This window comes from Mesorhizobium sp. M1348 (assembly GCF_040317925.1).
Lineage (GTDB): Bacteria > Pseudomonadota > Alphaproteobacteria > Rhizobiales > Rhizobiaceae > Mesorhizobium.
The window spans coordinates 66,866-84,044 of sequence record NZ_JAMYLH010000006.1 but is presented as its reverse complement, the minus strand read 5'-3'; the positions used below and the strand labels follow the sequence as shown (position 1 = coordinate 84,044).

The window sequence follows — 17,179 nt, the reverse complement described above, 5'->3', positions numbered from 1 at the left end:
GGTCGATAAGCATTTTCATCTTCAGTCTCAGACCGGCACCGACAGATACCGCTGGTTGCCAAATCCTTGACCGACAAACCCTCACCAATTCCTTCCGGCAACCCGGGGGATCGGCGCAAGCTCCTCCGACACTTAGCTAATATCGCCTTGTCACCGACGTCAATGCTATTTGTCCTACAAAACTGATTTTTCGAAAGAAGCCGTGGTTGACGCCAAGGTGGCTTATGCGTAAATGGGCAAAATCGCTGCTTCCGGGAGGAACTGGGGAGAGCGAAAGGCCGCGGCAGAACCGCAGGCCGCAAAGCACGGGGAGGCAAGAAGGCTGGTGGCGGTTCTCGAACTCACCAACATCTCGAAACATTTTGGCGCCATCCAGGCGGTCAACGACGTTTCGTTGTCGATCGAGGCCGGACAGGTTGTCGGCCTGATGGGCGACAACGGCGCCGGCAAGTCGACGCTGGTCAAGATGATCGCCGGCAATTTCCCGCCGAGCCATGGCACGATGCAGATGGACGGCAAGGAGCTGATCCTGCACAAGCCGGTCGAGGCGCGCCAGCACGGCATCGAAATCGTCCATCAGGACCTGGCACTGTGCAACAATCTGACGGCCGCCGCCAACGTCTATCTCGGCCGTGAATTGCGCCGCGGCCTCGGGCCGCTTCGCATTCTCGACTATGCCGCAATGTACAAGCGTGCCGGCCAGATCTTCGCTGAGCTGAAATCCGAAACGCGCCCGCGCGACCTGGTCAAACAAATGTCGGGCGGCCAGCGGCAAGCGGTGGCGATCGCGCGTACCATGCTTTCGCAGGCCAAGATCGTGCTGATGGACGAGCCGACGGCGGCGATCTCGGTGCGCCAGGTCGCCGAGGTGCTGAACCTGATCCGCCATTTGCGCGACCAGGGCATCGCCGTCGTGCTGATCAGCCACCGCATGCCCGACGTCTTTGACGTCGCCGACCGCGTCATCGTCATGCGGCGCGGCCGCAAGGTCGCCGACAAGACGATCGCATCGAGTTCGCCGGAAGAAGTCACCGGACTCATCACCGGCGCCATCGAACAGGTATGATTGACGCCTCAACCATGAGTAAAAAAGGTCGATAATGGCTGTCACCCTTGATCAGACGATCGCGCACAAGCAGCACACCTTGCTGAGCAAGGTGTTTGCCAGCCAGACCTTCTGGGTCGTGATCGCGGTCATCCTCGCCTGCCTGTTCCTGTCGGTGGCCACGGATTCCTTCGCCACGACCAAGAACCTCTACAACATCACCCGCAACATCACCTTCGTCGCCATCGTGGCGCTCGGCATGACCTTCGTCATCATCACCGGCGGTATCGACCTGTCGGTCGGCTCCGTGCTTTGCCTGTGCTCGATGGTGCTGGCCGTCACCATGCATGCCGGCTACGGCATCGAGATCGGCATTGGCGCTGCGATCGCGACGGCGCTGATCATCGGCGCCTTCAACGGCATCTTGATCGCCTATCTCGGGTTTCCGCCCTTCGTGGTGACGCTCGGCATGCTGTCGATTGCGCGCAGCCTTGCCATGGTCGCCTCCAACAACACCGTCGTCTTCCAGTTCGGGCCGGACCACGACAAGCTGCTGGCGCTTGGCGGCGGCGCCTGGGTGTTCGGCATCGCCAATCCGGTGCTCTACATGATCGTGCTGGCGATGATCACCGGCTTCGTGCTGCGCTGGACGAAATTCGGCCGGCACATCTTCGCCATCGGCGGCAACGAGCATGCGGCGACGCTGACCGGCGTTCCGGTGCGCCAGATCAAGGTTGTCGTCTACATGATCTCGGCACTGGCGGCGGGCCTTGCCGGCATCATCCAGACCGGCTGGCTGGGCGCGGTCACAACAAATCTCGGCAACGGCATGGAGCTTCAGGTGATCGCCGCCACCGTCATCGGTGGCGCCAACCTGGCCGGCGGCATGGGAACAGCCTTCGGCGCGGTCGTTGGCGCGGCGCTGATCGAGGTCATCCGCAACAGCCTCGGCCTGCTCGGCATCAATGCCTTTTGGCAAGGCGTGTTCATCGGCGGCGCCATCCTGCTCGCTGTGCTGTTCGACCGCATCCGCAATTTCAGGCGCAACGACTAGATCTCGGCCGGATCTCGGCGCTGAATCATAGATCGTTCGCCGGTTGAATTGCCGGCCTCGAGGCCTCGATAGCGCTGGCCGCCGGCCTACCGCGTCGATTAGCCGTACCGGCCTGGAACGCTCGCCTTCCTCCTATCGCCGAGTCTGAAAATCCGCCGGTGCGGCGCATGGCCGGCGCCCGGACGTGCACATGCGTCTTGACGCAAGCCCAAACTGAGCCGCACAATCGCTCACAGCAGGCGAAGGGAGGCCAGTCGCCTGCGGGAGGATATACCCATGACGGAAGCGATCAGGCTCTACTGGGGCCGGTTCGGACATGTTTCTGTCCTGAACGTCGCCAGCGACTTCGTCACCCATGCCCATGTAGAGGCGCATATCATCATCTGGCTGGAAGGCACGGCCGGTGAGATGACCATCGGCCGCGATACGGTGCGGCTTGGACCGGGCACCGCCGCCGGCATCAATTCCTTCCAGCCGCACAGCCACGCTCTGTCCCGCGACGGCACGCCCGGCCTGTTCCTCGCCTTCTACATCGATCCGGACTGGGCTCGAAGGCGCCGCGAGCTGCCTTCCGCCGCGCCGCTGTTCTCGAGCCCGGCAATCACGCTCGAGCCTTGGCTGCACAAGGCAGCGGCTAACCTTCTCGACCATCTCAGCGACAATGAGAGCATCGACGACATCGCCAATTACGAGATCGAGCGCTTCATCGACAGCGTGCTCGATGCCGCCGACGCGTCCACACCGCCGACGGTGCGCGCCCGCGTCAACACCATGCCGGATTTCCGCGTCCGCAAGGCGATCCAGCTGATGAAAGCCAATGTCTGCGAGCGTATCTGCTTCGACGACGTGGCGCGCAGCGTCGGCCTGTCGCGGCCGCATTTCTTTGCGCTGTTCAAGGAACAGACCAATCTGACGCCCAACGTCTACTGGAACACGCTGCGCATGGAGGAGGCGGTGCGGCAATTGCAGTGGTCGCAGGAGCCGCTGATCTCGGTCGCCTGCAATCTCGGCTTCACCACCCAAGGCAATTTCTCGCGCTTCTTCCGCGACCATGTCGGCGTCCCGCCGACGCTTTACCGCGAGGCGGCGCGGGCGATCAGCTGAGCGCCCGTTTTTCAGACTATTTGATAGGCGTTCAAGACGCATTGATAAGCGTTGCCGAGCCTGCCGCCTTACCCTCCCAAGCAGCTGATTTGCAAGGGAATGATCATATGGCGAAAGTCACCATCTCCAGCGTCATCGACGCACCGGTCGAAAAGGTCTGGGCGCGCGTACGCGACTTCAACGGTCTGCCGACCTGGCACCCACGCATGGTCGAAAGCCATATCGAGGACGGCAAGGATGCCGGCACGATCGGCTGCGTGCGCAATTTCCAGCTCGCCAGCGGCGCCCGCCTGCGCGAAAAGCTGCTCGATTTTTCCGACGACAATTTCCTCGTCAGCTACTCCATCCTGGAGACGCCGCAACCGCTCACCAACCACAAGGCGACGCTGCAGTTGCGGCGGGTGACCGACGGCGACCGCACGTATGCCGAATGGACCGCCAGCTTCGATGCGCCCCCAGAGGAAGCCGACAAGCTGGCCGAAGGCATGGGCGCAAACGTCTTCCAGGGCGGCTTCAACGCCCTGAAGGCGCATTTCGCGGGCAAGGTTGAGCTGAATTGAGCTGACAAACAGGAGCGTTCCATGGCGCTTGCACTGCAGACTTTCCCGACGGTGAAGGACGCCGGCGCGGCGCTGAAAGCCGCTGGCACCCGCTATCTCGGTGGCGGCACGCTGGTCGTGCGCGCCGTCAATGAAGGCTACGTGTCGATCTCCGGTTTCGTCAGGTCGACCGAACCGGCGCTGTCGGTCATCCGCATTTCCGGCGGCACGGTCGGCATTGGCGCTTCGGTGACCATGGCGGCGATCGCCCGTCACCCGGATCTCGCTCCGCTGGCCAGCGCCGCGCGCGCCGTCGGGGGACCGGCGATCCGCAATATGGCGAGCGTCGGCGGCAATCTTTTCGCGCCGACGCCTTACGGCGATTTCACCGTTGCGCTGCTGGCTCTGGACGCAACCGTCAGCACCGGCGACGGCGAGCTGCCGATCGAAACCTTTCTGGCAAGGCGCGATAACAATCGCGCAATCGTCACCGCGGTCGGCTTCACGCTTCCGAAGGAAGGCGGCTTTCGCTTCCTGAAAGTGTCGCGGGTCAAGCCAAAGGGCGCCTCGGTGCTGAGTATCGCCACGGTGCTGGAACACGCACCGGACGGCACTGTCACGTCAGCGCGGATCGCGCTCGGCTGCATGGCCGACCGGCCGATCCGTGCCAGGGCGGCGGAGAAGGCCTTGATTGGCCGGAAACTCACCAGCGAAGGCATCGCACCGGCACTGGCTGTTGCCCGCGACGGCACTTCGCCGCCAACCGATCCGATCGCCAGCGCCTGGTATCGCAACGAAATCCTGCCGGTCCATCTCGGCCGGCTGCTGCTCGCCTGAAAGCCCATGGCGCGGATGTCCGCCTGGCCGCGGCGCAAGGAGTAAAAAGATGGCAATGGTCCCGGTTCAGTTCACGCTCAATGGTGCCGAAAAGGCCGAATTCATCGACAGCGGCACGACGCTGCTTCATGCGCTGCGCGACAAGATCGGCGACACCTCGCCGAAGGGCGGCTGCCATCAAGGCACCTGCGGCGCCTGCTCGGTCGTCATCGATGGCGAACTCCGGCTCTCCTGCCTGACGCTGGCAGAGGCCTGCAACGGTGCGACTATCACCACAACGTCAGGGCTTTCGGTAGGCGGCGTGCTGCATCCGCTGCAACGCGCTTTCCTCGACGCTTTCGCCACGCAATGCGGTTTCTGCACGCCGGGTATGATCATGGCCGCCAAGGTGCTGCTCGACCACACGCCGAACCCCAGCCGTGACGAGGTGGTCGAGGCGCTGTCGGGCAACATCTGCCGCTGCACCGGCTACGAGCCGATCATCCAGGCGGTGCTGACTGCCGCACGGTCCAATTCGCAGCACGCGGCTTGAGGGGAGTAAAAGAGATGGAACTCCGCAAGAGCTATTTCGCCGACCAGCGCAAGGACGATCTCCACGAGATCGGCCAGCCCCGGCCGCGCTCCGATTCACCCGGTCATGTCACCGGCAAGACCGCCTATTTCGCCGACCGCAATTTTCCCGGCATGCTGCACCTGAAGATGGTGCGCAGCCCGCACCACCATGCCCGCATCCGCAGCATCGACATATCAGCGGCCGAGAAGCACCCGGGCGTGGTGAAAATCCTGACCGCCAAGGATGTGCCGCACAATGTCTACACCATCCTGATCCTGATCCAGATCGGGCCGGAAGACGAGACGGTGCTTGCCGACGGCAAGGTGCGCTGGAAGGGCGAAGCCGTGGTTGCGGTGCTAGCCGAGACCGAACGTGCCGCGCAGGAAGCGGCGGCCAAGGTCAAAGTCGATTACGAGGTGCTGCCGGCCGTCTTCGACATGGAGGAAGCGCTGAAGCCCGGTGCACCGATAGTGAACGAATATCACGGCCAGAATTATTACCTCTATGACAGCGGCGAATGCCGCAAGGTGCGCTTCGGCGATATCGAGGCCGGTTTCGCCGGGGCCGACCACGTGCTCGAACAGACCTACCAATCCTCGCCGATTGAACACGCGCCGACCGAGACGACCGGCTGCATCGTCGCGCCAGAGGGCAACGACCGCTTCACCTGCTACACCAACACGCAGGCGATGTTCTTCACCCTCGACAATGCCTCGATCATCCTGCAGGTGCCAGGCAACAAGCTGCATTTCGTCGGCGGCACTGTCGGCGGCGGTTTTGGCGGCAAGGTCGACGTCATCGTCGAGCCGATCGCCATCCTCGGCGCCAAGCTGACCGGGCGTCCGGTCTCCTTCATCTACAGCCGCGAGGAGGAGATGCAGATCTCCTCGCCGCGCGCAGCGGAAAAGGTCGTCATCAAGGACGGCGTCATGAAGGACGGCCGCATCGTCGCGCGCAAGGTCACCGGCTATACCGATGCCGGCGCCTATTCGCGCCACTCACCCTATGGCGCACAGAAGGGCGCCGGCCACTATCCCGGCCCTTACACGATCCCGAATGTCTGGATCGACACCTACTGCGTCTACACCAACCGCACGCCCTCCTCCGCCATGCGCGGCTTCGGCGTGACCATTGGCGATTTCGCGCTTGAGGTGCAGATGGACAAGCTCGCCCGGCTGATCGGCATGGACCCGCTCGAGTTCCGCTTCATCAACGCCTACCGCGACGGCGATATGAAGGCGCATCGCCAGCCGACCGAAGGCGCTGCGCTGATCGAGTGCATGCAGGAAGCCTCGCGCGCCGCCAACTGGCCGGTGGCGGAAAAGTACCTCTCCATGTCGTCCTACACGAAGGGAGCTTGAGATGGCGATCAGGCGCGGACGCGGCGTCGCCGCAATCAATTATCCGACCGGCATGAACCTCGGCGGCGACCCGACGCAGGCGCTGGTGCATTCGACACCGACCGGCAATTTCATGGTGACGCTGTCATCAGTCGATCTCGGCCAGGGCATGAAGCAGATCATGGCGCAGATCTGCGCCGAGACGATCGGCGTGCCGACCGACCGCGTCGTCGTCGACACCGCCGACACCGACACCGGCCCGCACTGCATGGGCACCTTCGCCTCGCGCGGCACGCACCGCGCCGGCAACGCCGTCATCCAGGCGGCCAGGGAAGCCCGCCAGGTGATGCTGGAAGTGGCGGCCGAGGAGCTGGAAGTGAATGCCTCGGACCTCGAGACCGACGGCCAGGGTAACATCCTGGTCAAGGGCGCGCCGCAGAGATCGATCTCAATCTTCGATGTCGCGCTGTCAGCGCATTTCAAGCGCGGCCGCTCGATTTCCGGCCGCGGCATGTTCCTCATCCCCCGCTCGTACCCCGAAAAAGAGACCGGCGCGATGAAGCCGTCGACCTGTTATGCCCATGCCTGCACGGTGGCGGAGGTCGAGGTCGATGATGAGACCGGCGAAGTCACCGTGCTGACCGTGAAGAACGTTTTTGAGATCGGCCGCGCGCTGAATCCGAAAATGGTCGAACAGCAACTGGTCGGCGGCTCGTGGATGGGCATCAGTCATGCGCTCTACGAGACGACCGAACCCTATTATCCCAATCGCGATCATGGCGGCACCGACTTCAACCAGTACCTGATGCCGGGACCGGGCGATCTTGCGCAAACCGAGATCATCGTGCTGGAACGGCCGTCGGCCGACGGGCCCTATGGCGCCAAGGGGCCAGGCGAAATGTGCGCCAACCCGCAAATCCCGGCGGTCGCCAATGCCGTCTTCGACGCCGTCGGCGTGCGCATCGACACGCTGCCGATCACGCCGGAGCGCATCCTGCGGGCGCTGAAAGCGCAAGCCCCGAACTGAGTGCTGAAAATGCTCAAGAGAAGAGCCGAGACAGTCGCGACCTCGCCGGAGGCGGTGGCGTCGCGCCTCGCCGCCTCCCGCTATCTCGCCGATGAAAGCCTGGCCACCGCCATCTTCCTGGCGATCCGGCTGGGTAAGCCGCTGCTGCTCGAAGGCGCGCCCGGCGTCGGCAAGACCGAAGCGGCGAAGGCGATTGCCGACGTACTCGGGCGCGACCTGGTGCGGCTGCAATGCTACGAGGGCATCGACGCAGCACATGCGCTCTACGAATGGAACTACCAGCGCCAGCTGCTCGCCATCCGCCATGCCGGCGAGCATGAGGTCGACATCTATGACGACCGCTTTCTGATCGCGCGGCCGCTGCTGCAGGTGCTTAAGGCGCCGGAAAAACGCGTGCTGCTGGTCGACGAGATCGACCGTTCCGACCATGAATTCGAAGCGCTGCTCTTGGAATTCCTGTCCGATTTCCAGATCAGCATTCCCGAGCGCGGCACCATTCGCGCGACGGCGCAGCCGATCGTCATCCTGACCTCGAACCGCACCCGTGAGCTTGCCGAAGCGCTGCGGCGGCGCTGCGTCTACCACTGGATCAGCTATCCCGGCGCCGAGCGCGAGGCCGAGATCATCATGCTGCGCGCCGGCGACGTCGCCGAGGCCACGGCGCGCGCCGTGGCTTCCGCCGTGCGCGACATCCGCGCGCGTCCGCTGGCCAAGCCGCCAGGCATCGCCGAGGCAGTCGAATGGGCCAACGCCGCGACCATCCTCGAAAAGGGCGGCAGCCCGTGGCCGGAAGCGTTTCGCCGCGCCATCGGCGTGCTGATCAAGGACGAGGAGGACCTTTCCTGCATCGCGCCCGAGCTCGGAAAGATTGTCGAGGAGGCGCTGGCGTGACGCGCGACTTCAATGACCCCTTCTCCCCGTTCACGGGGAGAAGGTGCCCCAAAGGGGCGGATGAGGGGCAGCGTCAACCGCGAACGTCGACGCCGCCCCTCACCTGCCTGCCGGCATCCTCTCCCCGTGAACGGGGAGAGGAGAGCTTGCCCCGCGCCGCAGCACCCTTGCTCGGCTTCGGCCGGCTGCTGCGCCGCTACGGCTTTACGGTGGCGCCCGAGCAGGTGTCCGGTTTCATGCAGGCGGTGACGCTGCTCGGCCCGCGCTCGATGAGCGACATCCGCGAAGCGGCCCTCGCTACGCTGGCGCCGCCGCCCGACCGCCGCGACGAATTCGAGGCGCATTTTCAGAGCCATTTCTATGGCAGCACTGCTGCCGTGGTCGAAGGCGACAGCGACGAGCAAACCCGCATCAAGGATGACGGCGGCACTAATGATGAAGAGAGCGAAGTGGTCCGCCAGGAGCAAGGCGGCGAACTGTCTTCGGCCAGCGAACAGTTGAGCGTCCGCGAATTCAGCCGCGATAGCGACGGGCTTGCCGCCTTCCGCCGCAAGCTCGCCACCGCTTTGCCCGCCCGCCGCTCCTTCCGCACCGTGCTCACGCATGCGCGCGGCAAGCTCGACCTGCGCCGCTCGCTGCGCGAAATCGTCAGTGCCGACGGCGATATCCCCTCGCCGCTGCTGCGCCGGCGGCAGACAGTACCGCGCAAGCTTCTCATCCTGATCGACGTGTCCGGCTCGATGAAGCTCTACACATCGGACTATCTCAAGCTGGCGCATGCGGCGGTGCAAGGCGCCGACCGGGCGGAGGTCTTCACCTTCGGCACACGGCTGACCCGTATCACCTCGGCGCTGCGCATTCGCGACCGCGACCAGGCGCTGGCCCGCGCCGCTGCCCAGGTCGACGACTGGGACGGCGGAACCCGCATGGGGCCGACGCTGCTCGCGTTTCTATCGGTGCCGCGCTTCTCCGCCTTTGCACGCGGGGCGGCGATCGTCATCCTGTCGGACGCGCTGGAGCGCGGCGACCATGCCGAGCTGGAAATGGCGATGCGCCGGCTGAGCGCCCGCGCCTTTCGGCTTTCGCTGGCGACGCCGCTGGCCGGCGATCCACGCTTCCGCCCGGTCACGGCAGCGCTCCGCGCCATCCTGCCGGTGCTCGACGATCTGGTCGATGGCTCCTCTATCGCCGGTCTCAGCGAGTTCATCCTGTCGCTCGCCCGCCCAGCTCCGGCGGCCGCGGCAATCTGGAAAAGGGTTTTGTGATGCGGAAGGCGATCGACGCGCATTTCCACATCTGGCGCCAAAAGGACCAGCCCTGGCTCGTCGGACCGATGGTGCCACGCATCTTTGGCCCTTACGAGCCGATCCGCCGCGATTATCCGATCGAGGAATTCCTCGCGGACCAGCAAGGCTCGGGCGTCGAGAAGGCGGTCTATGTCCAGACCAACTGGGCCAAGGAAGATTTCGAAAAAGAGGTCGCTTTCCTGCAGAAGACCGCGGAAGAAACCGGTTGGCCGCACGCCATCGTCGGCTATGCCGACATGACGGTGGACGATGTGCGTCCCCAGATCGACCGGCTGAAAAAATATCCGCTGTTGCGCGGCGTGCGTATGCAGCTGCACTGGCACCAAACGCCGGCCTTCCGCTTCGCCGCCTCGGCCGATCAGGTCATCGATCCGAAGGTGCGGGCCAATGTCGCCCGGCTGAAGGATTACGGCCTGTCCTTCGACCTGCAGCTTTTCCCCGCCCAGATGAAGGATGGGCTGACGCTTGTCGGCGAGAACCCCGAGACGAATTTCGTTCTCACCCATGCCGGCATGCTGACCGACATGGAACCGGAGACCACCGAGGCGTGGAAGACCGGCCTGCGCACGCTGTCAGCGGCACCAAACCTCTATGCAAAGCTGTCCGGCCTCGGCACCTTCGTCCACCGCAACGACCCGGCGCTGATCAGCTATATCGTCGACGCCGCCATCGACATCCTCGGCAGCGACCATTTGATGTTCGGCTCGAACTTCCCGATCGAGAAGCTGTGGACCAGCCACGTCGAGCTGATCAGGGCGCACCGGGAAGCGGTGGCGAAGCACGGCGCGGCTGCAGAGGCGGATATCTTCTGGAACACGGCGGAGAAGGTATATCGGCCGGCGTAGCGCATCCCTTCTCCCCCTGTGGGAGAAGGGAAGGCGCCCCGCCCCTCACCTCACCTCGAACTCCGGATCGACCGGGATCTGCATCGCCGTGACCATCTGGTTGGTCTGCCCCGCCAGTCCGATGATCGACACCAGCTCGCCATGCTGCGCGTCGGTCATGCCTTTGGCCCGCGCTGCCGCGGTGTGCGAGTGGACGCAATAGGAGCAGCCATTGGCTGTGGAGACGGCGATGTAGATCATCTCCTTGGTCAGCGGGTCGATGGCGCTGTCAGCGACCATCACCGCCTTGAGCTGCTCCCACACCCGCTTCAGCGAGACCGGATCATTGGCCAGCCCGCGCCAGAAATTGTTGACGAAGTCGGATTTGCGCGTCGCGCGGATGTCGTCGAACACGGCCTTCACGGCGGGAATCGCCTCGACCTCGGCATCGGTCAGCAGTCTTGTGGTGGCCATGGGCAGGCTCCTTTTGTTTGAATCGATGAGAGAGGTCGTTGAATCGGCTTGGTAGCGAATGCGGCTAACTTGCTCGGGTGATTCAGTTTTTGCGGGCCGGCCCAGAACCTTGGACATGCACAGCCCCTCAACATCGTCATCCCTGGGCGGAGCAGGAGCGAAGCGACGTCGCGGAGACCCTGGGATCCATGCCGTGACCTCAGCCGAAGGGTGCAGCGGAGCAGAATTCCGCACCGCGGCCGCGCTCTGTGGTCGCGGCATGGATCCTGGGGTCTGCGCCGCGTCGCTGCGCTCCTTGCTTCGCCCCAGGATGACGAATGGACTGGCGACACGGCCAATTGTCGAAGTACGCATCGCCCTAGTGAACCGCCGCATACATGATCTTCTCCTCCGTCGCCTCGGCCGGCGAGAACTCCTCGACGATGCGGCCTTGCCGGCAGACCAGGATGCGGTCGGACAGGTTCATGATCTCCGGCAGGTAGGACGAGATGACGACGACGGCCAGGCCCTCGTCGGCCAGCCGGTTGATGATCTGGTGGATTTCGGCGATCGCGCCGACATCGACGCCGCGCGTCGGCTCGTCGAAGATGACGATGCGCGGTTTCTGCACCAGCCCCTTGCCAATCACCACCTTCTGCTGATTGCCTCCGGAAAGTTCGACCACCCGGGCATTGTCGTTGATCGCCTTGACGTTCAGCGTCTTCGTCCATTCGGCCGACAGCGCCCGCATCTCTTGCGCATTGATCACCCAGCCCTTTTCCCGTCCAGCCGCCAGGAAGCCGCCGAACAGGTTCGCGGCAACGTCCATCGTCTCGAAAATCCCCTCGCTCTTGCGGTCTTCGGTGACATAGACGATGCCGTCCGCCACCGCCTCGCTGGGCACGAGGTAGCGCACCGGCCGGTCGTCCAGCTCGACGGTGCCGCCGCGCAGGAAGTCGCGCTTGTAGATGCCGGAGACGATCTTGAACGTCTCGGTGCGGCCCGAACCGATCAGCCCGAAGACGCCGGTGATCTGGCCCTCGAAGATCGAGAAGGAATTGTTGCGCACGACATTGCTCATCGAGATGTCCTGCACCGACAGTACCTTCTTGCCGGCCCTGCGCAGCCTGGCCTCGTCGCGCTGGCTATAGAGCTGCCCCGACAGCGTGCGCCCGACCATGGCGGCGACGATCCTGTCGCGATCGAAAGCGGCGGTATCGTCGGTGATCACCAGTTCGCCGTCGCGCAGGATGGTGATGCGGTCGGCGATATCGAGCGCCTCTTCGAGCGCATGGCTGATGAAGACGATCGACACACCCCTTGCCTTGAGCCGGCGGATCAGTGCGAAGAAGTGCCGCTTTTCCTCCGGCGTCAGCGTCGCCGTCGGCTCGTCGAAGATGATGATCTCGGCATTGTGGTGGACGGCGCGAGCGATCTCGACCATCTGCCGCTTGGCCGCGCCCAGCGTCGCCACCATGGCGTTCGGGTCGACCGGAAAGTTCAACGACTGCAGGAACTGCTGCGCCGAGATGTAGGTGCCGCGCAGCCGGTTGAGAAAGCTCTCGGTGCCGAGATAGAGGTTCTGCGCCACCGTCATCGACGGCACCAGGCTGGTCTCCTGGAACACCATGGCGATGCCGGCTTCAAGGGCAGCGTGCGGCGAGGCGTAGGCGATCTCCTGCCCCTTGTGGAACATCTTTCCCGATGTCGCATCGACGACGCCGGCGATGATCTTGGTCAGCGTCGATTTCCCCGCGCCATTCTCGCCGAGCAGCGCGTGGATCTCGCCCTTGCGCAGCTCGAAGCTGACATTCTTCACCGCGGGCACGCCGCGATAGGTCTTGGTCACGTTCTCCAGGCGGACGATCGGTTCCATCAGCGATGCCCTTTTGGTGCCAGATCGACGGCCAGCAGGCAATCGCCGCCTTTCGAGGCAATGAACAGGCGACTGTCTTTCTCCGCCACGCTGCAAATGCCATGACGCGTGCCGTTGGCGCGGCTGTGCAGGCTATACTGCGGCCGCATCTCCCGATCGAGCCTGACCACCAGCCCGTAGGAGCGGCTCGGCGACCATGGCTTGTGGATGCCCATGGTGCGGATGCCGCCACATTGCAGCGGCTCGAGGAAGCTGCGGTTGGAGGCGAGCGCCGGCGCGATCCAGTGCTGCGGCGGCACTTGCGCCAGCATGTCGTTCCGATAGTGCGTTTCCTGCAGCACGAATTCGATCAGCCGGTTGCGGGGCGCAAACAACGTCAGCCAGGCGCCACCTTCGGCGGCAGTCGACAGGCGCGAGGGATAGCCGGGCAGATGCGCCAGCACCGTCGAGTGGCTGCCTGTCGCGCCGTCGAAGCGGACAAGTTGGTGCCGCCAGCTCTCGCTGACCAACACATCCTTGCCGGTTGGATGCAGCCCATAGGGAAAGGCGATATCACCGGCGACCTTGCGGAATTCGCTGCCTGCCGGATCGCGCTTCCACAGCGAACCCGACGCACCCTTCTTCATCAGATCGGCGGCCCATTGCGAGGGCGCGTGTTCGGCCGAGCCATTGGCCAGCCAAAGCGTGCCATCTTCTGCGTAGGCGAGTGCTGTTATGCAGCGGATCCCGGCCGGTAGGGCGGCCTCCTTGCCTGCAATCAACAACCTGCCGCTTTCGAGCCCGACCGTCAGTTCGCCGGCGGGCGAGCGCGCGAGCGCGGTGACTGCGGCCGGAAATGTCTCGACCATCGTTGGCACGGCGCCGGCGGTGACCGCGTAGACGGCATTGCCGCTGGAGGCCAGCAGCCGGCCGCCAGCGATCAGCAGATTGTCAGGCTCCGGCAGTTCAGCAAAAGCCGGAGCATCGTCCAGCAGCGTATTCGGCCTGAAGGCACCGTCCAGCGGCGGGATGGTCACCGCCTTGCCGCGAAAGATGTCGAGGATAGGATCCAGCATCATGGCTTCGCTCCCCAATAGGAAGCAGGGCTGGTCCAGTTCGGGTCCGCGCCGGCAATCCGGTAGCGGCCGATCCGGTTGTTGAGGATACCGCCGACGAACAGAAAACCCTTGTGCTCGCGCATCGAAGTCACCATCGGATGCGCGGCGCCAGACAGGTCGCCCATCGCTTCGACGATGCCGCCCTTCTCGTTGAATTTCACCACACCGCCGGTGTTGATGTTGGGGAACAGCCATTCGTCCTGCGGCAGCCGCCGCGTCATGCGCTTGCGCATGTCGGGATGCCGCAGCGACAGGTCGAAGCTCGGCGTGCGCATGCCGAGCCAGGCCATCCAGTAGTTGCCGTCGGAGGCACGGTTGATGTTGTCGGGGTAGCCCGGCATGTCGCGGATGACGCATTCGGCGGTGCCTGATTTCGGCCCTTCCAGCCAGTAGCGGTGCACGCGGCAGGCCCAGCTTTCGGCGAAGAACAGCGACTTGCCGTCATGCGCCATGCACACGCCGTTGGTATAGCGGTAGCCGTCGAGCAATGTCTTGGTCGAACCGTCCTTTGGGTCATAGACGAGCAGCCGCCCGGTGGCGCGGTTCTCGATCGAGTCCAGCGCCCAATCGTGCGCGTCATAGCGCTTGGTGGAATCGGTGAAGTAGATGCGGCCGTCCGGCGCGATGTCACAGTCATTGGGATCGCGTAGCCGCGCATCGTCGACGATCGAAGTCCAGGAGCGCGACGTTTCCGCCGAGAGCCGCCTCACCTCCCGGTCCGGCGAGACCGAATAGAGGCCCATGGCGCCGACGCAGCTGATCAGATTGCCTGTTTTGTCAAAGGCCAGGCCGAGCGGAAAGCCGCCTATATGGGCAAAGACCTCCGAGCGTTTGTAGTCCGGCGCGAAGAAACGGACGATCTCGCCATGCCTCGTGCCGCAATAGAGATGGTCGTCGCGGTCGAGGATGACGTCTTCCGGCCCTTCCAGCTCGCCGAGCCCGATATGGTCGGCCTCAGATAGCCGGTTGTCGAGTTCGTAAGGGGTGCCCAAGCCCGGTGCGGCCGACTGCGTTGCGCCCATCTTCAAATAAACCGGTGCGACATAGACCTCGTCCAGAACCTTGTGGCGGTTCTTCAGCCAGCGAATGTCGATGGTGACGGCGACGGCCAGCATGATACCCAGCACCATCTGGTTGGTGCCGGTGCCATAGCCCAGCCGGATCAGCCCGTTGGTCATGGTCAGCACGATGATCGCGCCCATCAGCCCCTTGATCACCGAGCCGCGGCCGCCGCCCAAGCTGACGCCGCCGACGACCGCCGCTGTCAGTGCCATGACCTCGAGGTTGAGGCCTGTGCCCGGCCCTGCCCCGCTCAGCCGGCAGGCGATGAGGAAGCCGCCGAGCGAGGCGCAGAAGCCGGAGAACACATAGGTCATGAAGACGGTGCGGCGCACGCGGATGCCGGCATTGTGAGCCGATCGCCGCGACCCGCCCACCGCCTGCACATGCCAGCCGGGCCGCGAGCGCGTCAGCGCGACATGGGTAATGACGGCCAGGATTATCGCCGCCCACACCGCAACCGAGAGGCCCCAGAAGGTATCGTCGCCGATGAAGTCCAGCACATCCGATGTGGCATCGGAAAGCTGGACGTCGGCGGCATAGGTGGTGACCAATATGTCGAACAGCGCCCGCCCGAAGATGAAGGTGACCAGTGTCGTCAGGAAAGCGCGCAGCCTGAAATAGCCGATCAGATAGCCATTGATCGCGCCGAACAGCAGCCCGGTGGCGATCGAGGCGGCCAGCGCCAGCCATACCGATTGTTCGAGGATGAAAAAGACGAACACGGCGGAAAAGCAGGACAGCGCGAAGATCGAGCCGACCGAAAGGTCGATGCCGCCGCCAAGCATGACCACCGTCATGCCGGTGACGACCAGCGAGAACTCGCCGAGCTGGCGGGTCGATTCCTGCAGCGACATCGGCTTGAAGAAGCCGGGGATGATCGAACCGAACACGCCGAGCGTCGCCACCAGCGCCAGGAACGGAATGGCATTGTCGGTCCAGCGTTTGCTCAGTATCTCGCCGACGAGATGGTCGGGCACGAGATTGTAGCGCCAGGACTGGAGGCGTTCGCGAAAGGACATCGGTTGCTGCTGCCACTCAAGAGAGAAAGAGGCGGCCGAACCAGGTCCGGCCACCTCGTCGATGCTTGCAACGGACCCGCGGTTTACTTGGCCGCAGCTTGGGCTTGCAGTGCTTTCAAGTCCCAGCAGCTGTCCGGCTTGAGGTCGGCCTTGGTCGTCGCCTTCTCCAGCGTGTAGATGTAGGTGTGCGAGGTGCCGGCTGGCTGGCCACTCTGCAACAGGAACTTTATGACGGCGTTCATGTCACCCGACTGGCGGGCAAGGTCGGTCATCACCACCGCGCCATAGGTGCCGTCCTGCAGCTTGTCGCAGTCGGCGGTTTTCTCGCCGCCACCGGTGGTGACCAGGAACACCTTGCCCTCGAGCTTGGCATCGCGGATCGCAGCAGATGCGCCGGTCGCGTCGCCGTCCCAGAAATCGATAATGGCGCAGATGTCGGGGTTCTGCTGCAGCATCGTCGTCGTCACGTTGCGCGAGGTCGTCGCATCCCAGTTGGAGTCCGGCTTGGCCACGACCTTGAAGTCGGGGTTCTTGTCCAGCACCTTCATGATGCCGGCATACTGGTAGAGGCTCGACGAGTTGGCCTGGTCGCCCTGCACCAGCCCGATCTTCTTGGAAGAATTCGGCCCACAACCCTTGATCGCCGCTTCGGCTTCCAGCTGGCCGAGCCGATCCCAGTCGCTGCCGACAAAGGCATCGGCCGGGAAGTTCGCCGGATTGTCGACCAGCAGGACATAGGTGCCGGCAGCCTGCGCCTTCTTCATCAGCTTGGCATAGGAGTTGAGGTCCGGCGAATGGATGATCAGCACGTCCGGCCTGGTGTCCGACGAGATTGCGTCGGTGATCGCCTGCGCGCCGGCATCGACCACCCAGTTCGGGTCACGTGTCTCGAACACGCCGCCCCAGGCCTCGACCTCCGTCTTCAGGTAATGCGCCCAGCCCTGTGCCAGGTCGAAGCCCATCGCCATCGGCACCAGCATCACACGCTTGCCCTTCAGCGCTTGCGAATAGGCGCCCGGACCCGGATCTTCGGCGGCGAAGCTTGGCGCCACGAAGGCGGAGACGGCAAGCGCTGCCGCGGCGGCCATAAACGTCCTGATGATTTTCATGTCACATCCTCTGGTTTGGTCGTTGTCGTTCGCGGCCGGCCC

The 17,179-nt window shown here is 64.1% G+C and carries 16 protein-coding genes; 11 read left to right on the top strand and 5 right to left on the bottom strand.

Annotation, left to right across the window (positions count from 1 at the left end):
- Positions 1-325 precede the first annotated feature (325 nt).
- From NKH13_RS12940 to NKH13_RS12890, 11 genes are all read left to right on the top strand, one after another.
- On the top strand, positions 326-1,066 hold the full coding sequence (locus NKH13_RS12940; RefSeq protein WP_023675804.1) for an ATP-binding cassette domain-containing protein: 741 nt from the start codon (positions 326-328) through the stop codon (positions 1,064-1,066).
- A gap of 34 nt (positions 1,067-1,100) precedes the next feature.
- Entirely contained in the window at positions 1,101-2,099 is a 999-nt protein-coding gene (locus tag NKH13_RS12935) for an ABC transporter permease (protein ID WP_352912684.1), read from the top strand.
- Between the two features lie 276 nt (positions 2,100-2,375).
- Positions 2,376-3,203, top strand: a complete 828-nt coding sequence (locus tag NKH13_RS12930; RefSeq protein ID WP_352912683.1) for a helix-turn-helix domain-containing protein — start codon at positions 2,376-2,378, stop codon at positions 3,201-3,203.
- Positions 3,204-3,310: 107 nt separating this feature from the next.
- The gene (locus NKH13_RS12925) at positions 3,311-3,763 is read left to right on the top strand and encodes an SRPBCC family protein (RefSeq protein WP_352912682.1); all 453 of its coding nucleotides are present in this window, start codon (positions 3,311-3,313) and stop codon (positions 3,761-3,763) included.
- 21 nt (positions 3,764-3,784) lie between these two features.
- Positions 3,785-4,579 (top strand): FAD binding domain-containing protein, encoded by a 795-nt coding sequence (locus tag NKH13_RS12920; protein ID WP_352912681.1) that lies wholly within the window; start codon positions 3,785-3,787, stop codon positions 4,577-4,579.
- Between the two features lie 49 nt (positions 4,580-4,628).
- On the top strand, positions 4,629-5,111 hold the full coding sequence (locus NKH13_RS12915; protein WP_352716983.1) for a (2Fe-2S)-binding protein: 483 nt from the start codon (positions 4,629-4,631) through the stop codon (positions 5,109-5,111).
- 14 nt (positions 5,112-5,125) lie between these two features.
- Positions 5,126-6,493: a xanthine dehydrogenase family protein molybdopterin-binding subunit gene (locus NKH13_RS12910; RefSeq protein ID WP_352716985.1), complete on the top strand. Its 1,368-nt coding sequence runs from the start codon at positions 5,126-5,128 to the stop codon at positions 6,491-6,493.
- 1 nt (position 6,494) lies between these two features.
- Positions 6,495-7,499, top strand: coding sequence for a xanthine dehydrogenase family protein molybdopterin-binding subunit (locus NKH13_RS12905; RefSeq protein ID WP_352912680.1), 1,005 nt, complete (start codon positions 6,495-6,497; stop codon positions 7,497-7,499).
- A 9-nt stretch (positions 7,500-7,508) separates the two neighbouring features.
- Positions 7,509-8,390 carry an AAA family ATPase gene (locus NKH13_RS12900; protein ID WP_352912679.1) on the top strand — a complete coding sequence of 294 codons (882 nt, stop codon included), beginning with the start codon at positions 7,509-7,511 and terminating at the stop codon, positions 8,388-8,390.
- Positions 8,391-8,536: 146 nt separating this feature from the next.
- On the top strand, positions 8,537-9,655 hold the full coding sequence (locus NKH13_RS12895; protein WP_352912678.1) for a vWA domain-containing protein: 1,119 nt from the start codon (positions 8,537-8,539) through the stop codon (positions 9,653-9,655).
- Complete coding sequence (locus tag NKH13_RS12890; RefSeq protein ID WP_352912677.1) at positions 9,655-10,542, top strand: amidohydrolase family protein; 888 nt, start codon at positions 9,655-9,657, stop codon at positions 10,540-10,542. Before NKH13_RS12895 ends, NKH13_RS12890 begins: the two co-directional genes overlap by 1 nt.
- Before the next feature lie 45 nt (positions 10,543-10,587).
- Here NKH13_RS12890 and NKH13_RS12885 read toward each other — a convergent pair whose 3' ends face one another.
- From NKH13_RS12885 to NKH13_RS12865, 5 genes are all read right to left on the bottom strand, one after another.
- Positions 10,588-10,995: a carboxymuconolactone decarboxylase family protein gene (locus NKH13_RS12885; protein ID WP_352465276.1), complete on the bottom strand. Its 408-nt coding sequence runs from the start codon at positions 10,993-10,995 to the stop codon at positions 10,588-10,590.
- A 358-nt stretch (positions 10,996-11,353) separates the two neighbouring features.
- On the bottom strand, positions 11,354-12,850 hold the full coding sequence (locus tag NKH13_RS12880) for a sugar ABC transporter ATP-binding protein (RefSeq protein ID WP_352912676.1): 1,497 nt from the start codon (positions 12,848-12,850) through the stop codon (positions 11,354-11,356).
- On the bottom strand, positions 12,850-13,908 hold the full coding sequence (locus NKH13_RS12875) for an SMP-30/gluconolactonase/LRE family protein (RefSeq protein WP_352912675.1): 1,059 nt from the start codon (positions 13,906-13,908) through the stop codon (positions 12,850-12,852). Before NKH13_RS12875 ends, NKH13_RS12880 begins: the two co-directional genes overlap by 1 nt.
- Complete coding sequence (locus NKH13_RS12870; protein WP_352912674.1) at positions 13,905-16,028, bottom strand: ABC transporter permease; 2,124 nt, start codon at positions 16,026-16,028, stop codon at positions 13,905-13,907. Before NKH13_RS12870 ends, NKH13_RS12875 begins: the two co-directional genes overlap by 4 nt.
- Positions 16,029-16,111: 83 nt before the next feature.
- Positions 16,112-17,137 (bottom strand): sugar ABC transporter substrate-binding protein, encoded by a 1,026-nt coding sequence (locus tag NKH13_RS12865; protein WP_023721271.1) that lies wholly within the window; start codon positions 17,135-17,137, stop codon positions 16,112-16,114.
- Positions 17,138-17,179 lie beyond the last annotated feature (42 nt).

Excerpts from the sequence above, each read along its gene's own strand:
- NKH13_RS12935 (WP_352912684.1), top strand. The coding sequence starts at position 1,101 with ATGGCTGTCACCCTTGATCAGACGATCGCGCACAAGCAGCACACCTTG.
- NKH13_RS12930 (WP_352912683.1), top strand. The coding sequence starts at position 2,376 with ATGACGGAAGCGATCAGGCTCTACTGGGGCCGGTTCGGACATGTTTCT.
- NKH13_RS12925 (WP_352912682.1), top strand. The coding sequence starts at position 3,311 with ATGGCGAAAGTCACCATCTCCAGCGTCATCGACGCACCGGTCGAAAAG.
- NKH13_RS12920 (WP_352912681.1), top strand. The coding sequence starts at position 3,785 with ATGGCGCTTGCACTGCAGACTTTCCCGACGGTGAAGGACGCCGGCGCG.
- NKH13_RS12915 (WP_352716983.1), top strand. The coding sequence starts at position 4,629 with ATGGCAATGGTCCCGGTTCAGTTCACGCTCAATGGTGCCGAAAAGGCC.
- NKH13_RS12910 (WP_352716985.1), top strand. The coding sequence starts at position 5,126 with ATGGAACTCCGCAAGAGCTATTTCGCCGACCAGCGCAAGGACGATCTC.
- NKH13_RS12905 (WP_352912680.1), top strand. The coding sequence starts at position 6,495 with ATGGCGATCAGGCGCGGACGCGGCGTCGCCGCAATCAATTATCCGACC.
- NKH13_RS12900 (WP_352912679.1), top strand. The coding sequence starts at position 7,509 with ATGCTCAAGAGAAGAGCCGAGACAGTCGCGACCTCGCCGGAGGCGGTG.
- NKH13_RS12890 (WP_352912677.1), top strand. The coding sequence starts at position 9,655 with ATGCGGAAGGCGATCGACGCGCATTTCCACATCTGGCGCCAAAAGGAC.
- NKH13_RS12885 (WP_352465276.1), bottom strand. The coding sequence starts at position 10,995 with ATGGCCACCACAAGACTGCTGACCGATGCCGAGGTCGAGGCGATTCCC.
- NKH13_RS12880 (WP_352912676.1), bottom strand. The coding sequence starts at position 12,850 with ATGGAACCGATCGTCCGCCTGGAGAACGTGACCAAGACCTATCGCGGC.
- NKH13_RS12875 (WP_352912675.1), bottom strand. The coding sequence starts at position 13,908 with ATGATGCTGGATCCTATCCTCGACATCTTTCGCGGCAAGGCGGTGACC.
- NKH13_RS12870 (WP_352912674.1), bottom strand. The coding sequence starts at position 16,028 with ATGTCCTTTCGCGAACGCCTCCAGTCCTGGCGCTACAATCTCGTGCCC.
- NKH13_RS12865 (WP_023721271.1), bottom strand. The coding sequence starts at position 17,137 with ATGAAAATCATCAGGACGTTTATGGCCGCCGCGGCAGCGCTTGCCGTC.